The 21,409-nt window shown below is 71.5% G+C and carries 23 protein-coding genes; 12 read left to right on the top strand and 11 right to left on the bottom strand.

Annotation, left to right across the window (positions count from 1 at the left end; all coding sequences use genetic code 11):
* Positions 1-13: 13 nt before the first annotated feature.
* Both RCR19_RS29540 and RCR19_RS29535 read right to left on the bottom strand, forming a co-directional pair.
* Positions 14-1,324 carry a phosphoribosyltransferase family protein gene (locus RCR19_RS29540; RefSeq protein WP_331267896.1) on the bottom strand — a complete coding sequence of 437 codons (1,311 nt, stop codon included), beginning with the start codon at positions 1,322-1,324 and terminating at the stop codon, positions 14-16.
* A 13-nt stretch (positions 1,325-1,337) separates the two neighbouring features.
* Positions 1,338-1,649: a dsRBD fold-containing protein gene (locus RCR19_RS29535; protein ID WP_331267895.1), complete on the bottom strand. Its 312-nt coding sequence runs from the start codon at positions 1,647-1,649 to the stop codon at positions 1,338-1,340.
* 142 nt (positions 1,650-1,791) lie between these two features.
* On the opposite strand from RCR19_RS29535, the gene RCR19_RS29530 reads away from it, so the two are divergent.
* Positions 1,792-2,166, top strand: coding sequence for a YchJ family metal-binding protein (locus RCR19_RS29530; RefSeq protein ID WP_331267894.1), 375 nt, complete (start codon positions 1,792-1,794; stop codon positions 2,164-2,166).
* Between the two features lie 51 nt (positions 2,167-2,217).
* Here the strand turns inward: RCR19_RS29530 and RCR19_RS29525 are convergent, their stop codons facing one another.
* Positions 2,218-2,919: a FadR/GntR family transcriptional regulator gene (locus RCR19_RS29525; RefSeq protein ID WP_331267893.1), complete on the bottom strand. Its 702-nt coding sequence runs from the start codon at positions 2,917-2,919 to the stop codon at positions 2,218-2,220.
* Positions 2,920-3,046: 127 nt separating this feature from the next.
* Between RCR19_RS29525 and RCR19_RS29520 the strand changes: the two genes are divergently transcribed.
* The 4 genes from RCR19_RS29520 (at position 3,047) to RCR19_RS29505 (ending at position 6,901) form a co-directional block, all read left to right on the top strand.
* Complete coding sequence (locus RCR19_RS29520) at positions 3,047-3,571, top strand: gluconokinase (RefSeq protein WP_059125725.1); 525 nt, start codon at positions 3,047-3,049, stop codon at positions 3,569-3,571.
* 120 nt (positions 3,572-3,691) lie between these two features.
* Positions 3,692-5,089 (top strand): gluconate:H+ symporter, encoded by a 1,398-nt coding sequence (locus tag RCR19_RS29515; RefSeq protein WP_331267892.1) that lies wholly within the window; start codon positions 3,692-3,694, stop codon positions 5,087-5,089.
* Between the two features lie 10 nt (positions 5,090-5,099).
* On the top strand, positions 5,100-5,861 hold the full coding sequence (locus RCR19_RS29510; protein ID WP_331267891.1) for an SDR family oxidoreductase: 762 nt from the start codon (positions 5,100-5,102) through the stop codon (positions 5,859-5,861).
* 14 nt (positions 5,862-5,875) lie between these two features.
* Entirely contained in the window at positions 5,876-6,901 is a 1,026-nt protein-coding gene (locus tag RCR19_RS29505) for an L-idonate 5-dehydrogenase (RefSeq protein ID WP_331267890.1), read from the top strand.
* A gap of 18 nt (positions 6,902-6,919) precedes the next feature.
* Here RCR19_RS29505 and RCR19_RS29500 read toward each other — a convergent pair whose 3' ends face one another.
* The 5 genes from RCR19_RS29500 to RCR19_RS29480 form a co-directional block, all read right to left on the bottom strand.
* On the bottom strand, positions 6,920-7,543 hold the full coding sequence (locus RCR19_RS29500) for a cytochrome b/b6 domain-containing protein (RefSeq protein WP_331267889.1): 624 nt from the start codon (positions 7,541-7,543) through the stop codon (positions 6,920-6,922).
* Complete coding sequence (locus RCR19_RS29495) at positions 7,527-8,300, bottom strand: molybdopterin-dependent oxidoreductase (RefSeq protein ID WP_331267888.1); 774 nt, start codon at positions 8,298-8,300, stop codon at positions 7,527-7,529. Before RCR19_RS29495 ends, RCR19_RS29500 begins: the two co-directional genes overlap by 17 nt.
* A 115-nt stretch (positions 8,301-8,415) precedes the next feature.
* On the bottom strand, positions 8,416-9,966 hold the full coding sequence (locus tag RCR19_RS29490; RefSeq protein ID WP_331267887.1) for an APC family permease: 1,551 nt from the start codon (positions 9,964-9,966) through the stop codon (positions 8,416-8,418).
* Positions 9,967-10,026: 60 nt separating this feature from the next.
* Positions 10,027-10,980, bottom strand: coding sequence for a hypothetical protein (locus RCR19_RS29485; RefSeq protein ID WP_331267886.1), 954 nt, complete (start codon positions 10,978-10,980; stop codon positions 10,027-10,029).
* Between the two features lie 200 nt (positions 10,981-11,180).
* Positions 11,181-12,836: an FAD-binding dehydrogenase gene (locus RCR19_RS29480; RefSeq protein WP_331267885.1), complete on the bottom strand. Its 1,656-nt coding sequence runs from the start codon at positions 12,834-12,836 to the stop codon at positions 11,181-11,183.
* A 239-nt stretch (positions 12,837-13,075) separates the two neighbouring features.
* On the opposite strand from RCR19_RS29480, the gene RCR19_RS29475 reads away from it, so the two are divergent.
* The 7 genes from RCR19_RS29475 (at position 13,076) to RCR19_RS29445 (ending at position 18,164) form a co-directional block, all read left to right on the top strand.
* Positions 13,076-13,969 (top strand): DMT family transporter, encoded by an 894-nt coding sequence (locus RCR19_RS29475; RefSeq protein ID WP_331267884.1) that lies wholly within the window; start codon positions 13,076-13,078, stop codon positions 13,967-13,969.
* Positions 13,970-14,047: 78 nt separating this feature from the next.
* Positions 14,048-14,566 carry an NUDIX domain-containing protein gene (locus tag RCR19_RS29470; RefSeq protein ID WP_331267883.1) on the top strand — a complete coding sequence of 173 codons (519 nt, stop codon included), beginning with the start codon at positions 14,048-14,050 and terminating at the stop codon, positions 14,564-14,566.
* Positions 14,567-14,627: 61 nt separating this feature from the next.
* On the top strand, positions 14,628-15,020 hold the full coding sequence (locus RCR19_RS29465; protein WP_331267882.1) for a DUF202 domain-containing protein: 393 nt from the start codon (positions 14,628-14,630) through the stop codon (positions 15,018-15,020).
* A complete protein-coding gene (locus RCR19_RS29460) occupies positions 15,017-15,340 on the top strand; it encodes a DUF202 domain-containing protein (RefSeq protein WP_331267881.1) in 324 nt (107 codons plus the stop codon). Before RCR19_RS29465 ends, RCR19_RS29460 begins: the two co-directional genes overlap by 4 nt.
* 107 nt (positions 15,341-15,447) lie before the next feature.
* Complete coding sequence (locus RCR19_RS29455; RefSeq protein WP_331267880.1) at positions 15,448-15,747, top strand: hypothetical protein; 300 nt, start codon at positions 15,448-15,450, stop codon at positions 15,745-15,747.
* A 173-nt stretch (positions 15,748-15,920) separates the two neighbouring features.
* Positions 15,921-16,943: a phosphotransferase family protein gene (locus tag RCR19_RS29450; RefSeq protein WP_331267879.1), complete on the top strand. Its 1,023-nt coding sequence runs from the start codon at positions 15,921-15,923 to the stop codon at positions 16,941-16,943.
* 6 nt (positions 16,944-16,949) lie between these two features.
* Complete coding sequence (locus tag RCR19_RS29445) at positions 16,950-18,164, top strand: acyl-CoA dehydrogenase family protein (RefSeq protein WP_331267878.1); 1,215 nt, start codon at positions 16,950-16,952, stop codon at positions 18,162-18,164.
* A gap of 55 nt (positions 18,165-18,219) precedes the next feature.
* On the opposite strand, the gene RCR19_RS29440 is transcribed toward RCR19_RS29445, so the two are convergent.
* From RCR19_RS29440 to RCR19_RS29430, 3 genes are read right to left on the bottom strand one after another with little or no spacing between them, the layout of a single operon-like run.
* Positions 18,220-18,813, bottom strand: a complete 594-nt coding sequence (locus RCR19_RS29440) for a TetR/AcrR family transcriptional regulator (RefSeq protein ID WP_220294685.1) — start codon at positions 18,811-18,813, stop codon at positions 18,220-18,222.
* A 38-nt stretch (positions 18,814-18,851) separates the two neighbouring features.
* Positions 18,852-20,498, bottom strand: coding sequence for an AMP-binding protein (locus RCR19_RS29435; RefSeq protein ID WP_331267877.1), 1,647 nt, complete (start codon positions 20,496-20,498; stop codon positions 18,852-18,854).
* Positions 20,495-21,259 (bottom strand): SDR family oxidoreductase, encoded by a 765-nt coding sequence (locus RCR19_RS29430; RefSeq protein WP_331267876.1) that lies wholly within the window; start codon positions 21,257-21,259, stop codon positions 20,495-20,497. The genes RCR19_RS29435 and RCR19_RS29430 overlap by 4 nt, the downstream gene beginning before the upstream one ends.
* Positions 21,260-21,409: the final 150 nt, after the last annotated feature.

The following is a 21,409-nucleotide window of genomic DNA, read 5'->3' as shown; positions in this document are numbered from 1 at the left end:
GCGGCGTCGTGGCTCAGGGACGCCCGGCGTGGGCGGGAGCCATGTGGTCGGTGAACCAGTCGCGGGCCAGCTCGGTCACCGCCTCCAGAGCGCCGGGCTCCTCGAACAGGTGGGTGGCGCCGGGCACGATCGCGAGGTGGTTCTCGCAGCGCAGCCGGGCCTGCGCCTGCCGGTTGAGGTCGAGCACCGTCAGATCGGCGCTGCCGACGATGAGCAGCGTGGGTGCGCCGACGACGGAAAGCCGCGGCCCCGCGAGGTCGGGCCTGCCGCCTCGGGAGACGACGGCCGCGATGCCCGCCCGGGGCTCGGCGGCGGCCCACAGGGCGGCGGCCGCGCCGGTGCTGGCGCCGAAGTACCCGAGGGCGAGCCCCTCGGCCTCCGGCTGTCCGCGCAGCCAGTCGGTGGTGGCGGTCAGCCGTTCCGCCAGCAGGCCGGTGTCGAACACGTTCGCCCGGTCCCGCTCCTCCTCCTCGGTGAGCAGGTCGAACAGGAGTGTGCCGAGCCCGGCCCGGTTCAGCCCCGTGGCGACGAACTGGTTGCGCGGGCTGTGCCGGCTGCTGCCGCTGCCGTGTGCGAACAGCACGATCCCGTTCGCGCCCTCCGGCACGGTCATCCGGCCGCGCAGCCGGACGGTACCGGCCGCCGCCTCGACGTCCCGGTCCGCGGGCCCGGCCGCGAGACCGCGGGGGCGGGCCGCCATCCGCTCCAGGCAGGCGGCCACCTCCTCGTCGCCGATCTGGCCGAAGTCGATGTAGAACTGGCCTACCGCGAAGAAGTCCACCGGCGTGTCAAGGGCGACCAGTTCGTCGGCCTCCCCACCGAGTCGCGCGGTCCAGTCCTGCGGTGCGACGGGCACCGCGAGCACGATCCGCGCCGCTCTTCGGGCGCGGGCGATCCGGCAGGCGGCCCGGGCGGTCGATCCGGTGGCCACGCCGTCGTCGACGATCACGGCGGTCCGTCCCTCGACGCCGACGGGTGGGCGTCCGCCCCGGTAGCGCAGGCCGCGCCGTTCCAGCACCTCGCGTTCGTGCTCCTCGACCTGCGCCAGTTCGAACGGTGTGACGCGCGCCTCGCGGACCACCGCGTCGTTGATCACGCGTACGCCGTCCTCACCGATCGCCCCCATACCGAGCTCCGGCTGGAAGGGCACACCGAGCTTCCGGACCAGGCACACGTCGAGCGGGCCGTCGAGCACGCGGGCGACCTCCGCCGCGACCGGCACGCCTCCCCTGGGCAGCCCCAGCACCACGACGTCCTCCCCCCTGAGGTGCCGGAGGCGTTCGCCCAGCTGCCGACCGGCCTCGAGACGATCCGTGAAGACCACGACGACCGCCTCCTCACTCCTCGGGTGACCACAGTGGAGTGGGCGGGGCCTCCTCCGGGGCCCCGGCCTCCGTGATGTCCCCCGCGGCCGCGCGCAGCAACTGCCGGCCCATCGAGATCAGCGCCCGTCCGGCGGCAAGTTCGTCGCCGATCTCGGGCACCGCCATGTCGTACGGGTTGCGGTGGGCCTCGGCGCAGCTCTCCATGACGTTTTCACCGGTGTCCAGGACGACCCGGGCCCTGGTGGCGGGGTCGCGTTCGGACAGGTACAGGTTGAGCCTCCACTCCTTGGCGGACGGAGGCCGGTTGCCTGTGGCTCGATTCATCTTCCGTCCTCCTCACGCCTGCTCATACCCGTACGAGGCAGCAGGGCACCCGGGTGAGCGGCTTTCTTCCACTGTGACCCCGATGGGCGCGTGCCGCATGGTGCCCGCGGGCCGCCGCGCCGGAGCGGGCAGAATGGCGGTCATGACCACGCGTTCCTGCCCCTGCGGACTGCCCGGATCGTACGAGGGGTGCTGCGGCCGTTTCCATGCGGGCGCCGGCGCCGCGCCGACCGCCGAGGCGCTCATGCGGTCGCGGTACAGCGCGTTCGTGAAGGGCGACGCCGGCTATCTGCTGCGGACCTGGCATCCGCGCACCCGGCCCGAGCGCCTCGACCTCGACCCGGGGACGCGCTGGACGGGTCTGGAGGTCCTGGAGAGGACCGCCGGGTCCGCCTTCCACACCACGGGCACCGTGACCTTCCGTGCCTCCTACCGGGGCGGCAGCCTGCAGGAGCGCAGCCGGTTCGAACGGCTCGACGGCGCCTGGGTGTACGTCGACGGGGATCTCCTCGACTGACGGCACGGTCGAGGGGCCGCGCGGACGGCCGCCGCGGGACCGGAGCTCCGGCTACGGCGCGAGGATGTCCAGTTCGTGGAGCGCGCCGACCGTGATCTCACGGGTCAGTTGCTCCGCACGCACCGGGTCGCCCTCCCGCACCGCCTCGGCGAGCTGCACATGGAGGGTGACCGCGGCCGGATCGGGGTCCTCGAACATGACGTCGTGATGGGTCCGGCCCGACAGGACCTCGGCGACGACGTCGCCGAGGCGCGCGAACATCTCGTTGCCCGACGCCTCGAGGACCACCCGGTGGAAGGCCACGTCGTGCACCAGATAGCCCTCCAGCTGATGACCGCGTGAGGTGGCGACCATGCCCAGGGCGCACTGGGTGAGCTCGGCGCACTGCTCGGCCGTGGCGTACCGGGCGGCCAGTCCCGCCGCGACCGGTTCGATCGCCGAGCGCAGCACGGTCAGCGAGCGCAGTTGCCGGGCGCGGTCGGCGCCGGTCAGCCGCCATCGGATGACCTGGGGGTCGTAGACGTTCCACTCGGACTCCGGGCGGACCGTCACACCGACCCGGCGCCGGGATTCCACCAGGTGCATCGACTCCAGGACACGGACGGCCTCGCGCATCACGGAACGCGACACCTCGAAGTGCTGGGCGAGTTCGTCGGTGCGCAGAACACTGCCCGGCGGGTACTCGCCCGCGGTGATCGCGGGCCCGAGGGTGTCCAGTACTCGGCCGTGCAGCCCCCGGCCCGGTGTGCTCATGCACTCAGAGTACGAGGCAGGTCACGAGAAGAAAAAGTCAGACTTAAATGTCACAGACTCTTGAATTCGTCGTACCTAATCGGTTTCAGTGACGTCGACAGCAGTCGACGAAGACAGCGAGGAAGCGATGAGTACCCCCCACGTCGTCGTGGTCATGGGTGTCGCGGGCACGGGCAAGACCACGATCGGTCCCCTGCTCGCCTCCCGGCTCGGCGTTCCGTACGCCGAGGGCGACGACTTCCACCCCCCGGCCAACATCGCCAAGATGTCGGCCGGAGTCCCGCTCGAGGACGAGGACCGCTGGCCCTGGCTGGACGCCATCGGTGCCTGGGCCCACGAGCGGGCGGGGCTCGGCGGCGTGGTCAGCAGCTCGGCGCTGAAGCGGGCGTACCGCGACCGGCTGCGGGCCGCGGCTCCCGGCATCGTCTTCGTGCACCTCACGGGCGACCGCTCGCTCATCGAGGACCGGATGGCGCACCGGCAGGGGCACTTCATGCCCACAGCACTGCTGGACTCCCAGTTCGCCACGCTCCAGCCGCTGGAGCCGGACGAGCCGGGAGTGGCGGTGGACGTCTCGGGCAGCCCCGAGGAGATCACCGACCGTGCCGTCGACGCACTGCGCGACCGGGAGCGGTCCTCCGCCGCGCAGTAGCTCCTCCTCCCCGCAGTACCCCTCGGCCCCACCTGCCGCGGTCCTCTCCCCCGGGCCGCCCTGCCGAGGGTCCCCCTCACCCGAAACCGAGAGTTCCTCTCCTCACCCAAGGGACCCCCCGTGACCAGACTCAGCGTCGAGATGCTGGCAGCGGACACCGTCGAGCCGATCACATCGGCGGGCCACGCTCAGCTGGGCATCGCGGTACTGGCGGGCATCGCCGTCATCGTGCTGCTCATCACCAAGTTCAAACTCCACGCCTTCCTCGCCCTGACCATCGGCTCGCTCGCGCTCGGCGCGGCCGCCGGAGCCCCGCTCGACAAGGTGATCACCAGTTTCACCACCGGGCTCGGCTCGACCGTCGCCAGCGTGGGCGTCTTGATCGCGCTGGGCGCGACGCTCGGCAAACTGCTCGCCGACTCCGGCGGGGCGGACCAGATCGTCGACACGATCCTCGCCAGGGCGAAGGGCCGCGCGATGCCCTGGGCGATGGTCCTGATCGCCTCGGTGATCGGTCTGCCGCTGTTCTTCGAGGTCGGCATCGTGCTGCTGATCCCGGTCGTGCTGATGGTGGCCAAGCGCGGCAACTACTCGCTGATGCGCATCGGCATCCCGGCGCTCGCGGGCCTGTCCGTGATGCACGGACTGATCCCCCCGCACCCCGGCCCGCTGGTCGCCATCGACGCCGTCAAGGCGAACCTCGGTGTCACGCTGGCGCTCGGCGTTCTGGTAGCCGTCCCCACGGTGGTCATCGCGGGCCCGCTGTTCTCGAAGGTCGCCGCCCGGTGGGTGGACGTCCCGGTCCCGGACCGCATGATCCAGCCGCGTCCCTCCGAGGAACTCCAGCGGCGCCCCGGCTTCGGCCCCACGCTCGCCACCGTGCTGCTGCCGGTGGTCCTGATGCTGTCCAAGGCCCTGGTCGACATCGTCGTGGACGACCCGGCGAAGACCGTGCAGCGCGTCTTCGACGTGATCGGATCCCCGCTGATCGCGCTGCTCGCCGCGGTCCTCGTCGGCATCTTCACGCTGGGCCGCCCGGCCGGATTCAGCAAGCAGCGGATCTCGCAGACCGTCGAGAAGGGGCTCATGCCCATCGCGGGCATCCTGCTCATCGTCGGTGCCGGCGGCGGCTTCAAGCAGACGCTGATCGACTGCGGCGTGGGTCAGATGATCCTCGACATATCCAAGGACTGGTCGATTCCGGCGCTGCTGCTGGCCTGGCTGATCGCGGTGGCCATCCGGCTCGCGACGGGTTCGGCAACCGTCGCGACCGTCTCTGCCGCCGGTCTGGTCGCACCGCTGGCGGCCGACATGTCGACCACCCACGCGGCCCTGCTCGTGCTGGCGATCGGTGCCGGCTCGCTGTTCTTCAGCCATGTGAACGACGCCGGGTTCTGGCTGGTCAAGGAGTACTTCGGGCTGAGCGTCGGACAGACGGTCAAGACCTGGTCCGTGATGGAGACGATCATCTCGGTGGTCGCGGGCGGTCTGGTCCTGCTGTTGTCCCTGGTGATCTAGGAGCAGGGCGATGACGGCTCACCCCCTCTTCGACATCGGCGGCCGTACGGCGCTGGTGACCGGCTCCGGCCGCGGCATCGGGCTCGCCCTGGCCCGCGGCCTCGCCGAGGCGGGCTGCACGGTCGTCCTGAACGGACGGGACGCCGCACGGCTCGACGAGGCGGCGGCAGCACTGCCCGGTGACGTCCACACGGCCGTGTTCGACGTCACCGACGGCGCCTCGGTGGCCGCCGGCATCGCGGACGTCGAGGAGCGGGTGGGCCCGCTCGACATCCTGGTCAACAACGCGGGCATGCAACTGCGCGCGCCCCTGCTGGAGTTCACGGACTCCGACTGGCACCGGATCCTGGACACCAACCTCACCAGCGCGTTCCTGGTCGGCCGTGAAGCCGCCCGGCGGATGACACGACGCGGCCACGGCAAGATCATCAATATCTGCTCGTTGCAGAGCGAGGTGGTCCGCCCCGGCATCGCTCCGTACGCGGCGACCAAGGGCGCGCTGAAGATGCTCACCAAGGGCATGTGCGCGGACTGGGGACCGCACGGCGTGCAGGTCAACGGACTCGGCCCCGGGTACATCGAGACCGAGCTGACCCGGCCGCTGGTCGAGGACGAGGAGTTCAGCGCCTGGGTGCGCCGGCGTACCCCGGCCGGCCGCTGGGGGCGTACGGAGGACCTGGTGGGCGGGTTGCTGTTCCTCGCCTCCGCGGCGGCGGACTTCATCGGCGGACAGGTGCTGTACGTCGACGGCGGTATGACGAGCGTGTTGTGAAGGAGGGCCGGGAGATGCTCGGTTGTGTGATCCACGGTCGGGGCGACCTGCGCGTGGACGAGCTGCCCGTCCCGGAACCCGGCCCCGGGCAGGCGCTGGTCGCCGTCCGCTTCGGCGGTGTGTGCGGCTCGGACCTCCACTACTGGCGGCACGGCGGGGTCGGGGACTTCCGGCTCAGGGAGCCGATGCTGCTCGGGCACGAGGTGGTGGGCACGGTCGTCTCCTACGGCCCGCAGGCGTCGGGCCCGGCCGTCGGGAGCGCCGTCGCGGTGCATCCGGCCACGCCCTGCGGAGTGTGTCCGGAGTGCGCGGACGGCCGCGGGAACGTGTGCCGGGACACCCGCCATCTCGGCAGCGCGGCCCGATTCCCGCACGTCCAGGGCGGGTTCGCGGCCCGGGTGGCCGTGCCCGCCGCCCAGTTGAGAAAGGTTCCGGCGGGCCTCGGACTGCGCCGGGCGGCACTCGCCGAACCGCTGGCCGTGGCGATGCACGCGGTACGGCGGGCCGGTCCGGTGGCGGGACGGCATGTGCTGGTGACGGGCGCCGGACCGATCGGCTGCCTGGTGGTGGCCGCCGCGAAGGCGGCGGGCGCGGCGGAGGTCACGGTCACCGATCTGCTGCCCCGGGCACTGCGGTACGCCTCGGCGGCGGGCGCCGGAACGCTCGTACGGGCCGACGACCCCGGCGACTCCGGGTGGCCGGCCGAAGTCGACGTGGCCGTCGAGGCCTCAGGGGTCGCCGCCGGACTCGACACCTGTCTGCGGCTGGTGCGGCGGGGCGGGGTCGTGGTGCAGCTCGGCATGCTGCCGTCCGGCCGGAGTCCGTTCGCGGGGAACCTGGTGGTGAGCCGGGAGCTCGAACTGCGCGGGGCGTTCCGCTTCGACACGGAATTCGACCGCGCGCTCGAGCTGCTGGCGGCGGAACCGGCCTTCGACGCCCTGGTCAGCGCGGTGGTGCCGGTCGCCGAGGCCGAGTCGGCGTTCTCCCTGGCGGCCGACCGGAGCCGGTCCTGCAAGGTGCTGCTGGACTTCGGCTCCTGATCCCGGCCGCCGTGCCGGTCACGGCCGCCACAGGGGGTGCTCCCGCTCCGCCCACTCCCTGCTGACCTCTCCAGTTCTCAGGCCCCTGCGCGCCTCCGGGTCGCCGAGGGCCATGCCGATGTGCCCGGCGAGGACCACGCCGATGGTCAGGGCGAGCCAGTCGTGGACGAAGGTCGCGGAGGTGCGCCACATCAGCGGGGTGAGGCGTGTGAACCACATGAGCAGGCCCGTGCCGAGCATCACCAGTGTGGCGCCCGCGATCCAGGCCGCGTACGTCTTCTGCCCCGCGTTGAACTTGGCCGCGGGACGCGATGCACGGCGGTGGTCCCGGCGCAGCACCGCGCGCAGCCAGATCCGGTCGTGCGGACCCCAGCGGTTGAGGTGGCCTAGGTCCTTGCGGAAGGCCCGGGAGACCGAACCCGCCAGGACCGGGACCGGCAGCAGCAGGCCCGCCCACTCGTGGATCCTCACCACCAGTTCGCGGCGGCCCACCAGTTCCGCGAGCGCCGGGATGTACAGGCAGGCCGCAGTCGCCACACACACGCCCATCAGCGCCGCCGCCGCGCGGTGCACCCACTTCTCGCCGCGGCTGAAGCGGCGCACCCGCGTGGACCGGGCCGGAGCCTCAACCGGTGGGTGCATCGTCCCGCCCGTTCGACCGGCCGACCCACGCGTCCACGTCGTACCCGCGCTCCTCCCAGTAACCGGGGCGCACTGCGCGGGTCACGGTGATGCCGGAGAGCCACTTGGCCGATTTGTAGAAGTACATGGGCGCGACATACAGGCGCACGGGGCCTCCGTGGTTGTGGCCGACCGGCTTGTCCTGCATCTTCAGGGCGACCAGGACATCGCTGCGGCGTGCCTGGTCGAGGGTCAGGCTCTCGGTGTACGCCCCGTCGAAGCAGGTGAAGCGGACCGCGCCGGCGGACGGATCGACGCCCGCGGCGTCCAGCAGCGTGGACAGCCGTACCCCCTCGAAGGGTGTCTTCGGCACCCGCCAGCCCGTGACGCACTGGATGTCGTGCACGAGCCTGGTCTGCGGCAGGGCACGCAGGTCGGCGAGCGTGTAGGACGCCGGACGGTCGACCATGCCGTCGACGGTGAGCCGGTAGTTCGTGTCGTCCTTGCGGGGGACGGAGGCCGTCACCGAGTAGTAGCGGAAGCCGCCGCCGTTGGGCAGCAGTCCGGTCAGGCCCGTCGGGTCCTTTCCGGAGACGCCGCCGAGGAACGCCTCCAGGCCTCGCTGGAGCGTGGGTGCGGCGACCACACCGAGCGCGCCGAGCCCCAGGGTGCCCAGCAGGACCCGGCGGCCGATGGGACTGCCGTCCGCACGGTCGTCCGGCGCCGTCGGCTCGGCGGGCTCCGGGGCGTCCCTCTCTTCGGGTCGTTCAGAGTTCACACAACGATTCGAACACCCGGCACCCCCTTCAGGCCAGGGGGGCCGGGTGCACGTCAGAATTCCGTCATCTCTTCTTACCCGCTTCTCATGAACCGGGTTGTCGCCCGTGTCCGGGTCAGTTCGCCGACTCCGCCGCCTTGTCCAGCTGGAACGCCTCGTTGCCGAGGCCGATGCGGGCGTGCGCCTGCGGTCTGCGGGAGCGCATGAGCAGGCCCTGGACGAGGCCGACCACCAGGGCCACGCCGATGATCGACGGGAGCAGCCAGGCGAGCACGGAGTCCGGACCGCTGCCGACCAGGACGTCGAAGTCCTTGACCGTGTAGCCGACGATCACCAGCAGCGCCAGACCGGCCACCGCCGAGGTGACGAGCCGCCAGGCCTGGGCGCTCGCGGATCCGCGGCGCGCGAAGAAGACGATCACCGAGGCGGAGGCTCCCACCATCAGCAGGGTGACACCGAGCGCGCCGACACTGCCGAACCAGGTGAACAGGCGCAGCACCGGCGCGGTCGGATCGCCGGTCGGCTTGTCGTCGGCCACGGCGAAGGCGATCACGGCCACCGCGGACACCACGCTCTGCAGCAGAGACCCTGTGCCCGGGGCCCCGCTCGTGCCCGTCGTACGCCCGAAGACGGCCGGCAGCAGGCTCTCGCGGCCCATGGCGAAGGCGTACCGGGCGACGACGTTGTGGAAGCTGAGCAGCGCGGCGAACATGCCGGTCACGAACAGCACGTGCAGCACATCGGTGAAGGAGTGGCCGAGGCGGGACTCGGTCAGCCAGAACAGCAGTCCGGCGCTCTGCTTCTGTGCGGCCGGGACGATCGCGGAGGGCCCCGCGGCGATCGTCAGCGCCCAGGAGCTGACGGCGAAGAAGACGGAGACGAAGCCGATCGCGAGGAACATCACTCGGGGCACCAGGACGTGCGGGCGGCTGGTCTCCTCGGCGTAGACGGGCGCCTGCTCGAAGCCGGTGAAGGCGGCGATGCAGAAACACAGCGCGGTACCGACGCCGGCGCCGGTGAGCGTGTCCGGGTTGAAGGCATGCAGCGACAGGCCTTCCTTGGCGGGGTCGCCCACGGCCGCCACGTCGAAGATGACGACGAGTGCGACCTCGATCAGCAGCAGCACGCCGAGCACACGCGCGTTGACGTCGATCTTCAGCAGGCCCAGCGCACCGACGACGAGAACGGCGGCCAGCGCCGGTATCCACCAGGCGACCTGGACATCCAGATAGGTGCCGAACAGCCCGGAGACCTCGAAGCCGAAGATGCCGTAGATCCCGAACTGCAGGGTGCTGTAGGCGACGAGGGCGACCGCCGCCGCGGCCGCGCCGGCCGTGCCGCCGAGACCGCGGGAGATGTAGGCGTAGAAGGCGCCCGCGTTGTGGACGTGACGGCTCATCTCCGCGTAGCCGAAGGAGAACAGTGCCAGCACCACTCCGAGGATCACGAAGAGCAGCGGCAGGCCGACGATGCCCATCACGCCGAATGTGGTGGGCATGACACCCGCGACCACCATGAGGGGCGCGGTCGCCGCCAGCACCGACAGCAGCAGTCCCGCCGTGCCGAGCCGGTCGGCACGCAGCGCGCGCTCCTGCCCCTTGAAGGTGCTGATGGCGCCGCCGTCGGCGGCGGCCGGTCTGCTCGTGCTCGAACTGCCGGTCGTCATCTCGCGGTTGTCCTTTCGGGTCGGGTGAGCGGGACTTTCGGATCGTTCCGGCGGGGGCCGTCACACCGCACCGAGCGCCCATGCGCATGCGGTACGGAAGGCCGGGTACGGGTCGCGGTCCGGGTACGACCACGGCGCGGGGGTCGCATACGGTCCGATGCGGTGGAAGAGGGCCGCGGCCTCGGCGCCCCGTCCCTCGCAGTACTTGGCGTGGGCCAGGAAGTTGAGGTCGACATGGCGACGCGGGTGATCCTCGCGCTCCCACTCCAGCCACCAGTCGAACGCGGCCTTCATCACCTGCCGGGCCCGCCGCCCCACCCAGTGCCCCGAGGCGGCGGGATCGGCGGACTCGATGCCTGCGGCGGCGAGCACGCGGTACCGCTCGGCGTGCGCGACGACCGGGAGGATGGCGAGCGGCGAGTCGGCGGGGGCCTGTTCGGCGGCCCAGTTGGCGAAGTCGTACACCTCGTGCAGCGGGTCCTGACCGGCGTCGGCCCGGCGCTCGGCGAGCCGGGCGATCATCAGATGGTGCGCGTGATGATGGTCCGGGTAGCGCGCGCGGACCTCGTCGAAGAGGCGGACCACCTCGTCCTCGGTGCCGAGCGAACGCTCGAGGATCAGCCGTCCGAGCCAGGGCGTGGGGTCCTCCGGGGCCAGCGCGACCGCCGCCAGACAGGCCTCGCGTGCGGCGTCGGGGCGTTCCCTGCCGTCCAGCGCCCGGTACACCAGGGCATGGGCGGCGAGGGCGGACGCGCAGGACGAGTCCGGTTCGGCGAGTTGCCACTCGCGCGCCCAGCCGAGGGCCGTGGGCTCCTGGGCGAGCACGGTGACGCGATGGCCGCGGCGGTCCCAGTCGTCGCCGGTGACGGCGAGCAGGGAGCGGACCGCGGCCCATCGCCCCCGCGCGAGGGAGGCCCGCGCGGTGACGAGCTCGGTGTCGTCGAGCGCGGCGTCGAAGGCATGGGCGGCGCGCTTCCGGCCGCGGCCGAACGACGGTGGAGGTGGGGGTGGCACCGCGGGAATTCCTCACAGAACGCGGCTCGTCAAGGCTCAATCACGCGCAGTAAACCCCGCGTCAATGGTTTGCGTCAAGGGCGAACCGGCACCGATCCCGACACCAACTGACCGAAAGGTTACGCGGGTTGACGGCCCGGCAAGTGCGGGGGCGGCACCACGCCGGGCGCCGCCTCCGGTCTCGCCGCGAAGGCCGCCCGCTATCCGACCGCCTTGGCCGCCGCCCGGCCTGCGGTACGGCCCGAGAACAGGCAGCCGCCGAGGAACGTGCCCTCGAGGGAGCGGTAACCGTGCACCCCGCCGCCACCGAAGCCCGCCGCCTCCCCGGCCGCGTACACACCCGCCAGCGGATCACCGCCCTCGGTCAGCACCCGCGAGGAGAGGTCGGTCTCCAGCCCGCCGAGCGTCTTGCGGGTCAGGATGTTCAGACGCACCGCGATCAGCGGGCCGGCCTTGGGATCGAGGATGCGGTGCGGCGCGGCCGTACGGATCAGCCGGTCGCCGATGAACCTGCGGGCGCCGCGTATCGCCGTCACCTGGAGGTCCTTGGTGAAGGGGTTCACGATCTCCCGGTCGCGCGCGACGATCTCGCGGCGCAGTGCGTTCTCGTCGATGAGCGGCTCCCCGGAGAGCGCGTTCATGCCGCGCACCAGTGCCCCCAGGTCCTTCTCGACGACGAAGTCGGCGCCGTTGTCCATGAACGCCTTGACCGGCCCCGGCACGTCCGCGCGGGCCCGCCCGATCACGTCCCTGACCGACTTGCCGGTGAGGTCGGGGTTCTGCTCGGAGCCGGAGAGCGCGAACTCCTTGCCGATGATCTTCTGGTCGAGCACGAACCACGTGTAGTCGTACCCGGTCGTCATGATGTGCTCGAGCGTGCCGAGGGTGTCGAAACCGGGGAAGAGCGGTACCGGCAGACGCCGGCCGCGGGCGTCGAGCCAGAGGGAGGAGGGACCCGGCAGGATGCGGATCCCGTGGTTCTCCCAGACGGGACTCCAGTTGTGCAGGCCCTCGGTGTAGTGCCACATGCGGTCGCGGTTGATCAGCCGGGCACCGGCCTTCTCGGCGATCCCGAGCAGCTTCCCGTCGACATGTGCGGGCACACCGGAGACCATGCGCTCCGGCGGGGTGCCGAGACGCTCCGGCCAGTTGGCGCGCACCAGCTCGTGATTGCCGCCGATGCCGCCACTGGTGACGATCACCGCCTGGGCGCGGTACTCGAAGGCGCCGGTGACGGTGCGGCTGCTGGCCTTGCCCCGCTCCACCCCCGACGGCTCCAGGACCTCGCCGGTGACGGTGTCGACGTCACCGGCACTGCGCGCGAGGCCGGTGACCCGGTGCCGGAACTTCAGTTCGACCAGTCCGCGCGCGACCCCCGCCCGTACCCGCCGCACGAAGGGTTCGATCACACCCGGTCCGGTCCCCCAGGTGATGTGGAAGCGGGGCACGGAGTTGCCGTGCCCGGTGGCGTCGTAGCCGCCGCGTTCGGCCCAGCCGACGACCGGGAAGAAGCGCATGCCCTGGCCGTGCAGCCAGGCCCGCTTCTCACCGGCCGCGAAGTCGACGTACGCCTCCGCCCACTTGCGCGGCCAGTGGTCCTCGGGGCGGTCGAAGGCGGCCGTGCCCATCCAGTCCTGGAGGGCGAGGGCGTGGCTGTCCCTGATCCTCAGGCGGCGCTGCTCCGGGGAGTCGACGAAGAAGAGACCGCCGAACGACCAGAACGCCTGGCCGCCCATCGACTGCTCCGGCTCCTGGTCGAGGAGGATCACCTTCCGGCCGGCGTCCACCAGTTCCGCGGTGGCCGCGAACCCGGCGAGGCCTGCCCCGATCACGATGACATCAGCGTCGTAGGCCATGCGCCCGTCCTCTCACGGTGACTACCGGTCGGTACGTTGTTGCTGACGGGCCAGATCCTTGGCCAGATGGGTGAGCGAGTCAACCGGCTGACGACGGGTACCCGGTGCCGCCCCGACCGGCGGCTTCGCGGACGGGGCCCGACGAGGAGAAGTGGCCAAGCGCGGGCAGGGCACAGCGACGAGCGCTACAGTCGGCGTGATACGCCTCCCGTGACTCCGCCGAATCATCGAGGTAAAGCGTGTCGGTACTGGTTCTGGCTCTCGCCGTGAGCGCCGCATTCTGCCTGGGCACCGGGTTCGTGCTGCAGCAGAGCGCCGCCCAGCAGGCGCCGTTGAGCGACTTCCTCTCGCCGCGGCTGCTGCTGGACCTGATGAAGATGCCGCGCTGGCTCGGCGGCATCGGCCTGATGGTGGCCGGCATGATCCTCAGCGCCGTCGCACTGGCCCACGGGGAGATCTCCCTGGTCGAGCCGCTGGTGGCCACGAACCTGCTGTTCGCCCTCGCGGAGTCCCGACGGCAGACCAAGCAGCCCCTCGGCCGCCAGGGCTGGTCCGGCCTTCTGCTGCTGGCCGGCGGTGTCTCCGCGTTCATCGTGGCCGGTCAGCCCCAGGCCGGCAACGCGGTCACGGATCCTGTGCGGCACTGGCTGATCATCGGTGTGGTGGTGGGCGTCGCGCTCGTCCTGACGACGTATGCGAAGAAGTCGCGGCTGATCATCGGGCCCGTACTGCTGGGACTCGCGGCCGGACTGCTCTACGGGGTGCAGGACGCGCTCACCCGGGTCAGCGGGCAGCGGCTCACCGAGGGCGGCTGGACCGAGTTCATCACGGGCTGGCAGCCCTACGGCGTGCTGGTGCTCGGGGTGACGGGGCTGATCCTGGTGCAGAGCGCGTTCGAGACGGCGCCGCTGCGGATGTCGCTGCCGGCGCTCACCGCCGCTCAGCCGCTGGCCGGGATCCTGTGCGGGGTGGGCTTCCTCGGGGACCGGCTGCACACCGACACGGGGGCACTGGCCTGGGAGGCGGCCGGACTCGGGGCGATCGTCTTCGGCATCGTGCTGCTCGGCCTTCACCCGGCCCTGCCGCGGGGTCTCGGAGAGCCGGAGCGGGAGAAGGACCTGCAGCCGCGGTGAACGGGCGGGCACAGGTCCCGCGACCCGCGGCCGGCGGCCGACGGCCCCCGACAGGACGCGGGCTGCTTGGATGGGCCCATGAGTGCCGCTGACGAACTCCTCGACATCGTGGACGAGAACGACCGGGTCATCGGGCAGTCGCCGCGCGGGGAGGCGTATGCGCGCGGACTGCGTCATCGGTGCGTGTTCATCCAGGCCCGGGACGTCGAGGGCCGCCTGTTCGTGCACCGCCGCACCCCCACCAAGCTGGTCTTCCCGTCCCTGTACGACATGTTCGTCGGCGGGGTCGTCGGCGCCGGGGAGAGCTACGACGACGCCGCCCTGCGCGAGGCGGAGGAGGAACTCGGCGTCAGCGGTCTGCCCCGGCCCGAACCGGTCCTGAAGTTCCTGTACGACGGCGGCGCCGGCCGGTCCTGGTGGTCGTCGGTCTACCGGGTCCGCTGCGACCTGCCCGTCAGCCCGCAGGCCGAGGAGGTCGCCTGGCACGCCTTCCTCCCCGAGGACGAGGTGGAGCGCCGCCTGTCCGACTGGGAGTGGGTCCCGGACGGGCTCGCCGCCTACCGACGGCTCAAGGCGCACCGGAGCACCGGGGACTGATCCGCCGTCCCGCCTCCGGGCCCCGCGCGAGGTCCGCGCACGGCCCGGTAGGGTCCTCCACGTGAGCGAATTCGTACGGAACGTCCGGCTGTGGTTCGCACCTCAGGAGGTCCGGGAGGAAGGCCGTACGCCCGACTATCGATTCTCGCTGGCCAACGAGCGCACCTTTCTCGCCTGGTTGCGCACCGCCCTGGCGCTCATCGGCGGCGGCTTCGCCGTGGACCAGTTCCTGCCGGATCTGCGCTGGGCCTGGCGCGTCGGGCTCGCCCTCGCGCTGCTGGGCGCGGGGGTCCTGTGCTCACTGCGCGCCATCAACCACTGGGTGCGCTGTGAGCGGGCGATGCGGCGTGGCGAGGACCTTCCCACGTCCCGTTTCCCGGCGCTGCTGAGCATCGTGATCGCCGTGGTCGCCGTGGTGATGGTCGTGGTCGTCCTCGTCGGCTGGGAAGGATGAGTGCCCCGGCCGGGGACCGCGACCCGGGCCTCCAGCCGGAGCGGACCCGGCTCGCCTGGCGGCGCACCACCCTGTCGGGCACCGTGGCCGCCGTGCTGGCCGCGAAGGCGGCACTGCACACCGGAAAGGGGGTCGGCCTCACCGCCGTCGCCGTCAGCAGTCTGCTCTGGCTCGGTTTTCTGGCCCTCGCCCACCTGCGCATTCACGCCCTGGCGACGGCCGCCCCGGGTCGGCCGCCCCGTCTCACGGCGCGCCACGCCGCCGGCGCGACCCTCTGCACGATCGCCCTCGCCGTGTGCGCACTGGCACTGCTGTTCTGACGCGCTCGGGGCACCTGGACGCACACGCCTCGAATGAGACGGAAATGCACCACTTTGTACCGTTAGCCTGAGCCGTCACCGCACAACACCCTGCGAAGGCGAGCATCATGAACACCCTCCACCGGGAACACTCCGGACACGATCACAGCCACGGCCCGGCCTGCGGCCACGAGGCCGTACCGCACGGGGACCACGTCGACTACGCGCACGACGGCCATCTGCACCGCGAGCACGGCGGCCACTGGGACGAGTGCGAGCCGGGCGGCCATGTCACCCACGCCGGCGACCACGAGCACCGGCACGGCGAGGGCTGCGGCCATCGCCCGGTCCAGCACGGCGACCACGTCGACTACCTGCACGACGGACACCGGCACGCCGGGCACGAGGGGCACTGGGACGACCACTGACCCCGGCCCGCCGCGCACCCGCCGCGGCAGCGGTGGGCGGCCGTGACAGCGGGAACCCTCCGGCGCCACCATGACACCGTGGCGCCGATCACGTTCGCTCCGCGCACTGGACGACATACCGACCGGTCGGCATCATGATTCAGGTCCTGTTCACCGCGCATGGAGGAGCAACGATGAGCCCAGACCACCCGCCGGGTCTCGATCTCGACCGGTTGAGCGGCCTGCTCGACGCCGAGCGGCCGGGACTGGTCACCGGCCCGCTGACGGGGCGGCTGATCGAGGGCGGGCGGTCGAACCTCACCTATGCCGTCTCGGACGGTACCTCCCGGTGGGTCGTACGGCGCCCCCCGCTCGGGCACGTCCTGGCCACGGCGCACGACATGAAGCGCGAGCACCGGGTGATCAGCGCCCTGCACCCGACCGCCGTGCCGGTGCCCCGCACCGTCCTGCTGTGCGAGGACGAGTCGGTACTGGGCGCCCCCTTCTACGTGATGGACTTCGTCGAGGGCACCCCGTACCGCACCGCGGGGCAACTGGAGCCGATCGGCCCGCAGCGCACCCGGGAGGCGGTGCTGGGCCTGGTGGACACGCTCGTCGAGCTGCACGCCGTGGACCCGGCCGGGGTGGGCCTCGCGGACTTCGGCCGCCCGGAGGGGTTCCTGGACCGTCAGCTGCGGCGCTGGGGGAAGCAGCTGGACGCCTCCCGCAACCGCGAGCTGCCGGGCATCGACGAGCTGCACGCGGCACTCGGCCGCGAACTGCCCGACTCCCCCGCGGCCACGGTGATCCACGGCGACTACCGCCTGGACAACGTGCTGCTCGGCGACGACGACCGGATCACCGCCATCCTGGACTGGGAGATGTCCACGCTCGGCGACCCGCTGACCGACGTGGGCCTGCTGGTGATGTACAGCGTGCCGCTCGGCACGCCCCACTCCCCCGTCTCCACCACCGCCGAGGCCGCCGGCCATCCCGAGCCGGCGGAGCTGATCGAGCGGTACGCCCGGCTCTCGGGGCGGGACCTGGCCGCCGTCTCCTGGTACACCGCGTTCGCCTGGTTCAAGCTCGCCGTGATCCTCGAGGGCATCCACTACCGCTACACCCTCGGCCGGACGGTCGGGCCGGGCTTCGACCGCATCGGCGCCCTGGTGCCCGTCTTCATCGAGCACGGCCTGACCACCCTTCAGGAAGGCTGATACGCCATGGACTTCGCATTCGACGCCCGCACCGAGGAGCTGAGGGCCAAACTGCTCGCCTTCATGGACGAGTACGTCTACCCGGCGGAGACCGTCGCCCACGAGCAGCGCGAGCGGCTGGCCTCGCCGTGGGACACCCCCGCGATCGTGGAGGAGCTCAAGGCGGAGGCCCGCAGGCAGGGGCTGTGGAACCTGTTCCTGCCCGACTCCGAGTACGGTGCCGGGCTCACCAACCTCCAGTACGCGCCGCTCGCCGAGATCACCGGCCGCTCCCCGCAGCTGGCGCCGACCGCGCTGAACTGCGCGGCGCCCGACACGGGCAACATGGAGGTGCTCGCGCAGTTCGCCGACGAGCGGCAGAAGAAGCAGTGGCTCGAGCCGCTCCTCGCCGGTGAGATCCGCTCGGCGTTCGCGATGACCGAGCCCGAGGTGGCCTCCTCGGACGCCACCAACATCACCACCCACATCGAGCGGGACGGCGACGAGTACGTCATCACGGGCCGCAAGTGGTACATCTCCGGGGCGATGAACCCGGACTGCAGGATCTTCATCGTGATGGGCAAGACGAACCCCGACGGACCCGACATCCGCCGTCAGCAGTCCATGGTGCTGGTCCCGCGCGACACCCCGGGCGTCACGGTCAAGCGGGCGATGCAGGTCTTCGGCTACGAGGACCATTACCACGGCGGGCACGCAGAAGTCGTCTTCGACCACGCGCGTGTGCCGGTGTCGAACCTGATCGGCGAGGAGGGCGGCGGCTTCGCCATCGCCCAGGCCCGCCTCGGTCCGGGCCGTATCCACCACTGCATGCGGCTGATCGGCATGGCCGAGCGGGCGATCGAGCTGATGTGCAGGCGTGCCGTCTCCCGCGCGGCGTTCGGCAAGGCGCTGGCCCAGCAGGGCGTGGTGCACAACTGGATCGCGGACGCGCGCGTGGCCGTCGAGCAGATGCGGCTGCTCGTCCTGAAGACGGCCTGGATGATGGACACGGTCGGCAACAGGGGCGCCCACACCGAGATCCAGGCCATCAAGATCGCCACCCCGCGCACCGTCGTCGGCATCATCGACAAGGCGATACAGCTGCACGGCGCGGGCGGCGTGAGCCAGGACTTCCCGCTGGCCGAGCTGTACGCGGGCGCGCGCACCCTGATGATCGCGGACGGCCCGGACGAGGTGCACCAGCGATCGCTGGCGCGCCGGGAGCTGAAGAAGTACCTGTGACACACGGGTGAGGGCGGACGCCGCGCGTCCGCCCTCAGCCATGTGCGCCCGTCGGCTACGGCCGCAGCGCCCTCAGCAGCAGATCCGCCAGATGGTCGGCGACCTGCTGGGGGCTGAGCGGGCCGTTCGGCCGGTACCACGTCGACAGATGGTGCACCGAGCCGAAGTGGTAGTCGACGACCAGGTCGGCGGGCGTGGCGTCGGAGAACACGCCCTCTTTCTGGCCCTCCTCGATCAGCGCACGGAAGCGCTCGTGGTAGCGCCGCCGCTCGGCGCGCACCTGCTTGTTCTTCTCCGGGCTCAGATGGTGCATGGACCGGAAGAAGATCATCGCGTCGTCGAGGTTCTCGATCGTGGTGACGACGACGTCGGCGGCGGCGTCCCGAAGGCGCTTCTCGACCGGCTCGTCGGCGTCCGCGAAGGCGTCCAGGCGCTCCTGCTGGACGCGCAGCACACGTGCGTACACCTCGTGCAGCAGATCGTCCTTGGACCCGAAGTAGTGGTACAGGGCCCCCTTGGTGACACCGGCCGCCTCGACGATCTCCTGCACGGACGTGCGGTCGTACCCCTGGCCGGCGAAAAGCCGGGTGGCGGCGGCCAGGAGCCGCTGTGGGACGGGGGTGCCGTCGCCGTCCGTCGTTCTGGGCACTGCGGCCACCTGCCTTTCCGTGATGTCCGCCGGTTCGTTCACTGGCGGGAACGAAGTTCCCGACGGAGGATCTTCCCGGTCGCCGTCTTCGGCAGCTCGGGCAGGATCTCGACCTGACGCGGATATTTGTAAGCGGCCAGTCTCTCCTTGCAGTACGCCGCGAGCGCATCCGGGTCCGCCTCGGAGCCCGGCCTGAGGCTGATGTAAGCCTTGACGGTCTCGCCGCGGTACCCGTCCGGCACCCCGACGACGGCCGCCTCGCGCACCGCCGGATGCGTGTAGAGGACGTCCTCCACCTCGCGCGGCCACACCTTGAAGCCGGAGGCGTTGATCATGTCCTTCTTGCGGTCGACGACGTACAGCCAGCCCTGCTCGTCCATGAATCCGATGTCGCCGGTGCGCAGCTCGCCCTCCGGGAACGTCTCGGCGGTGGCTTCGGCGCGCCGCCAGTAACCGGGCACGACCTGCGGCCCTCGTACGACGATCTCGCCCTGCTCGCCGAACGGCAACTCCGCTCCCCGGTCGTCGAGGATGCGCACGACCGTGTCGGGACCGGGCACGCCCACGGCCAGCGTCCCGGAGACCGGGTCCACGGGTGCCTCCCGGCCGGGCGGTACGGAGGCGCAGGGGGCCGTGCACTCGGTGAGGCCGTAGCCGTTGCGGATGTACGGCCCGAAGCCGGCGCGGAACTTCTCCACCAGCGCCGGCGGCAGCGGGGCCCCGCCCGAGGAGATGACCTGGAAGGAGGAGAAGTGGTCCGGCGTCACGGCCGGGTGGGCGGCCAGTGCCATGAAGGCGGTCGAGGGGCCGACGGTGTACTGGGGCCGGTGCTCCGCGAACGCGTCCAGGACGACGCCCGGATCGAACCGGTAGGCGAGTACGAGCGTGCCCCCGCTGGTGAGACAGGCGACCAGTTCGCAGACCATGCCGGTGATGTGGAACAAGGGTGCCAGCGCGAAGTAGACCGGCGCCTCGGGCAGCCCCAGGCCCGTCCGCTGCCGCTCGGCGTTGTACATGATGTTGCCGTGCGTGTTGGTGGCGCCCTTGGGGGTGCCGCTGGTGCCCGAGGTGTAGCTGATCAGTGCGATGTCGGACGGACCCGGGGCGCGGTCCTGCGGAGCCTTCGCGCCCTGCCTCGCGACGGTGACCAGGTCGTCGGCGTCGGCGGCCGGCTCCAGCCGCTCGAAGGTCAGCACACGCGCGTCGCCGCGGGTCTGCAGATCCAGCTCGCAGGCGGTGAGCACGATCCGGACGGACGAGCCGACGGCCGTCTCGCGCAGATACGACTCCCAGGCGCGGTCCGAGCACACCAGGGCGACCGCCTCGGAGTCCTTCAGGACATGGGTGACCTCGCCCGACTTGTACATCGGATTGACGGGCACGACGATCGCGCCCGCCTTCCAGGCGCCGAGGAGGGCGAGCACGAAGTGCGGGGAGTTCTGCAGCAGGATCGCGACCCGGTCACCGCGCTCCAGGCCCCGGGCGGCGAGGTGCCCGGCGACGGAGTCGGTGAGCGCGTCCAGTTCGGCGTAGGTGATGCGTCCGTCGAAGTAGGACAGGGCGGTGCGGTCGGCGGGAGCGCCGCGCAGCGCGTGCAGCAGGGAGTCGGCGGGGCGCACCGGTGCCCGCTGGGCCTCGTCGAGCAGGTCGAGCCAGGGCTTGGCGGCGTATCGGGACGTGCTCATCGGGCGGCCTCCCACTTCTGCTGGATGTGGTTCATACCGGCCAGCCAACGGTCCGGCTCGGCTGCGCGTGCCCGGTAGTACCCGGCGACCTCGGGGTGCGGGAGGATCAGGAACCGGTTGTTCTCGATGCCCTCGAAGAGTGCGTCGGCGACGTCATCGGGGTCGATCGCGGTCGGGGCGAGCACCAGCTCACCGGCGCTGCCCGAGGCGGTCAGCATGTCGGTGCGGACACCCTGGGGACAGATCGCGTGGACCTTGAGGCCGCGGTGCCGGTAGGTCAGCGAGAGCCACTCGGCGAACGCGAACGCACCGTGCTTGGTGACGCTGTACGGCGCGGCGCCGATCATGGTGAGCAGTCCCGCGGCCGAGACGGTGGAGACGAACCGGCCCTCGCCCCGCTCCAGCCAGTCGGGCAGCAGGGCGCGGGCCGCGCGGACATGGGCCATGACATTGAGGTCCCAGGCCTGCGCCCACACCTCCTCCTCCGCGGCCTCGGTGCCGCCGGAGCCGAGCCCCGCGTTGGCGCAGTAGACGTCCACCGTGCCGCCGAGGGCGTCCCGCGCCTCGGCCACGATCGCGGATGCGTCGCCCGGGACCGCGATGCCGCCGATCTCACCGGCGACGGCCTTCGCCCGGTCGGCGTCCAGGTCGTTGACGACGACGCGGGCGCCCTCGGCGGCGAACCGGCGGGCCAGCGCCGCCCCGATGCCACCTCCCGCTCCGGTGACGACCACTCCCGCATCCTGCACGGCTTCCACCATCGGTCTCCTTCGACACGACGCGAATCGGCTCTGCGCACATCAGACTAACCAGTCGGTATGTAATGCGGGAAGAGGCGCCGACTATGCCCCCGGTCACGGATCCGGCCGGTCCGTTTCCTTCCGCGGCCCCGGATGGAGCATTAGCTTGTG

The organism is Streptomyces sp. WAC07094 (genome assembly GCF_036320405.1).
Taxonomy (GTDB): Bacteria; Actinomycetota; Actinomycetes; order Streptomycetales; family Streptomycetaceae; genus Streptomyces; species Streptomyces lannensis.
Note: the sequence above shows the minus strand (reverse complement) of the source record. Positions and strands in the feature narration are given on the sequence as shown.

What these genes read in the sequence shown, in the direction of transcription:
- RCR19_RS29535 (WP_331267895.1), bottom strand. Translation starts at nt 1,649, where the DNA reads ATGAATCGAGCCACAGGCAACCGGCCTCCGTCCGCCAAGGAGTGGAGG.
- RCR19_RS29530 (WP_331267894.1), top strand. Translation starts at nt 1,792, where the DNA reads ATGACCACGCGTTCCTGCCCCTGCGGACTGCCCGGATCGTACGAGGGG.
- RCR19_RS29525 (WP_331267893.1), bottom strand. Translation starts at nt 2,919, where the DNA reads ATGAGCACACCGGGCCGGGGGCTGCACGGCCGAGTACTGGACACCCTC.
- RCR19_RS29520 (WP_059125725.1), top strand. Translation starts at nt 3,047, where the DNA reads ATGAGTACCCCCCACGTCGTCGTGGTCATGGGTGTCGCGGGCACGGGC.
- RCR19_RS29510 (WP_331267891.1), top strand. Translation starts at nt 5,100, where the DNA reads ATGACGGCTCACCCCCTCTTCGACATCGGCGGCCGTACGGCGCTGGTG.
- RCR19_RS29505 (WP_331267890.1), top strand. Translation starts at nt 5,876, where the DNA reads ATGCTCGGTTGTGTGATCCACGGTCGGGGCGACCTGCGCGTGGACGAG.
- RCR19_RS29500 (WP_331267889.1), bottom strand. Translation starts at nt 7,543, where the DNA reads ATGCACCCACCGGTTGAGGCTCCGGCCCGGTCCACGCGGGTGCGCCGC.
- RCR19_RS29490 (WP_331267887.1), bottom strand. Translation starts at nt 9,966, where the DNA reads ATGACGACCGGCAGTTCGAGCACGAGCAGACCGGCCGCCGCCGACGGC.
- RCR19_RS29480 (WP_331267885.1), bottom strand. Translation starts at nt 12,836, where the DNA reads ATGGCCTACGACGCTGATGTCATCGTGATCGGGGCAGGCCTCGCCGGG.
- RCR19_RS29470 (WP_331267883.1), top strand. Translation starts at nt 14,048, where the DNA reads ATGAGTGCCGCTGACGAACTCCTCGACATCGTGGACGAGAACGACCGG.
- RCR19_RS29460 (WP_331267881.1), top strand. Translation starts at nt 15,017, where the DNA reads ATGAGTGCCCCGGCCGGGGACCGCGACCCGGGCCTCCAGCCGGAGCGG.
- RCR19_RS29455 (WP_331267880.1), top strand. Translation starts at nt 15,448, where the DNA reads ATGAACACCCTCCACCGGGAACACTCCGGACACGATCACAGCCACGGC.
- RCR19_RS29450 (WP_331267879.1), top strand. Translation starts at nt 15,921, where the DNA reads ATGAGCCCAGACCACCCGCCGGGTCTCGATCTCGACCGGTTGAGCGGC.
- RCR19_RS29445 (WP_331267878.1), top strand. Translation starts at nt 16,950, where the DNA reads ATGGACTTCGCATTCGACGCCCGCACCGAGGAGCTGAGGGCCAAACTG.
- RCR19_RS29435 (WP_331267877.1), bottom strand. Translation starts at nt 20,498, where the DNA reads ATGAGCACGTCCCGATACGCCGCCAAGCCCTGGCTCGACCTGCTCGAC.
- RCR19_RS29430 (WP_331267876.1), bottom strand. Translation starts at nt 21,259, where the DNA reads ATGGTGGAAGCCGTGCAGGATGCGGGAGTGGTCGTCACCGGAGCGGGA.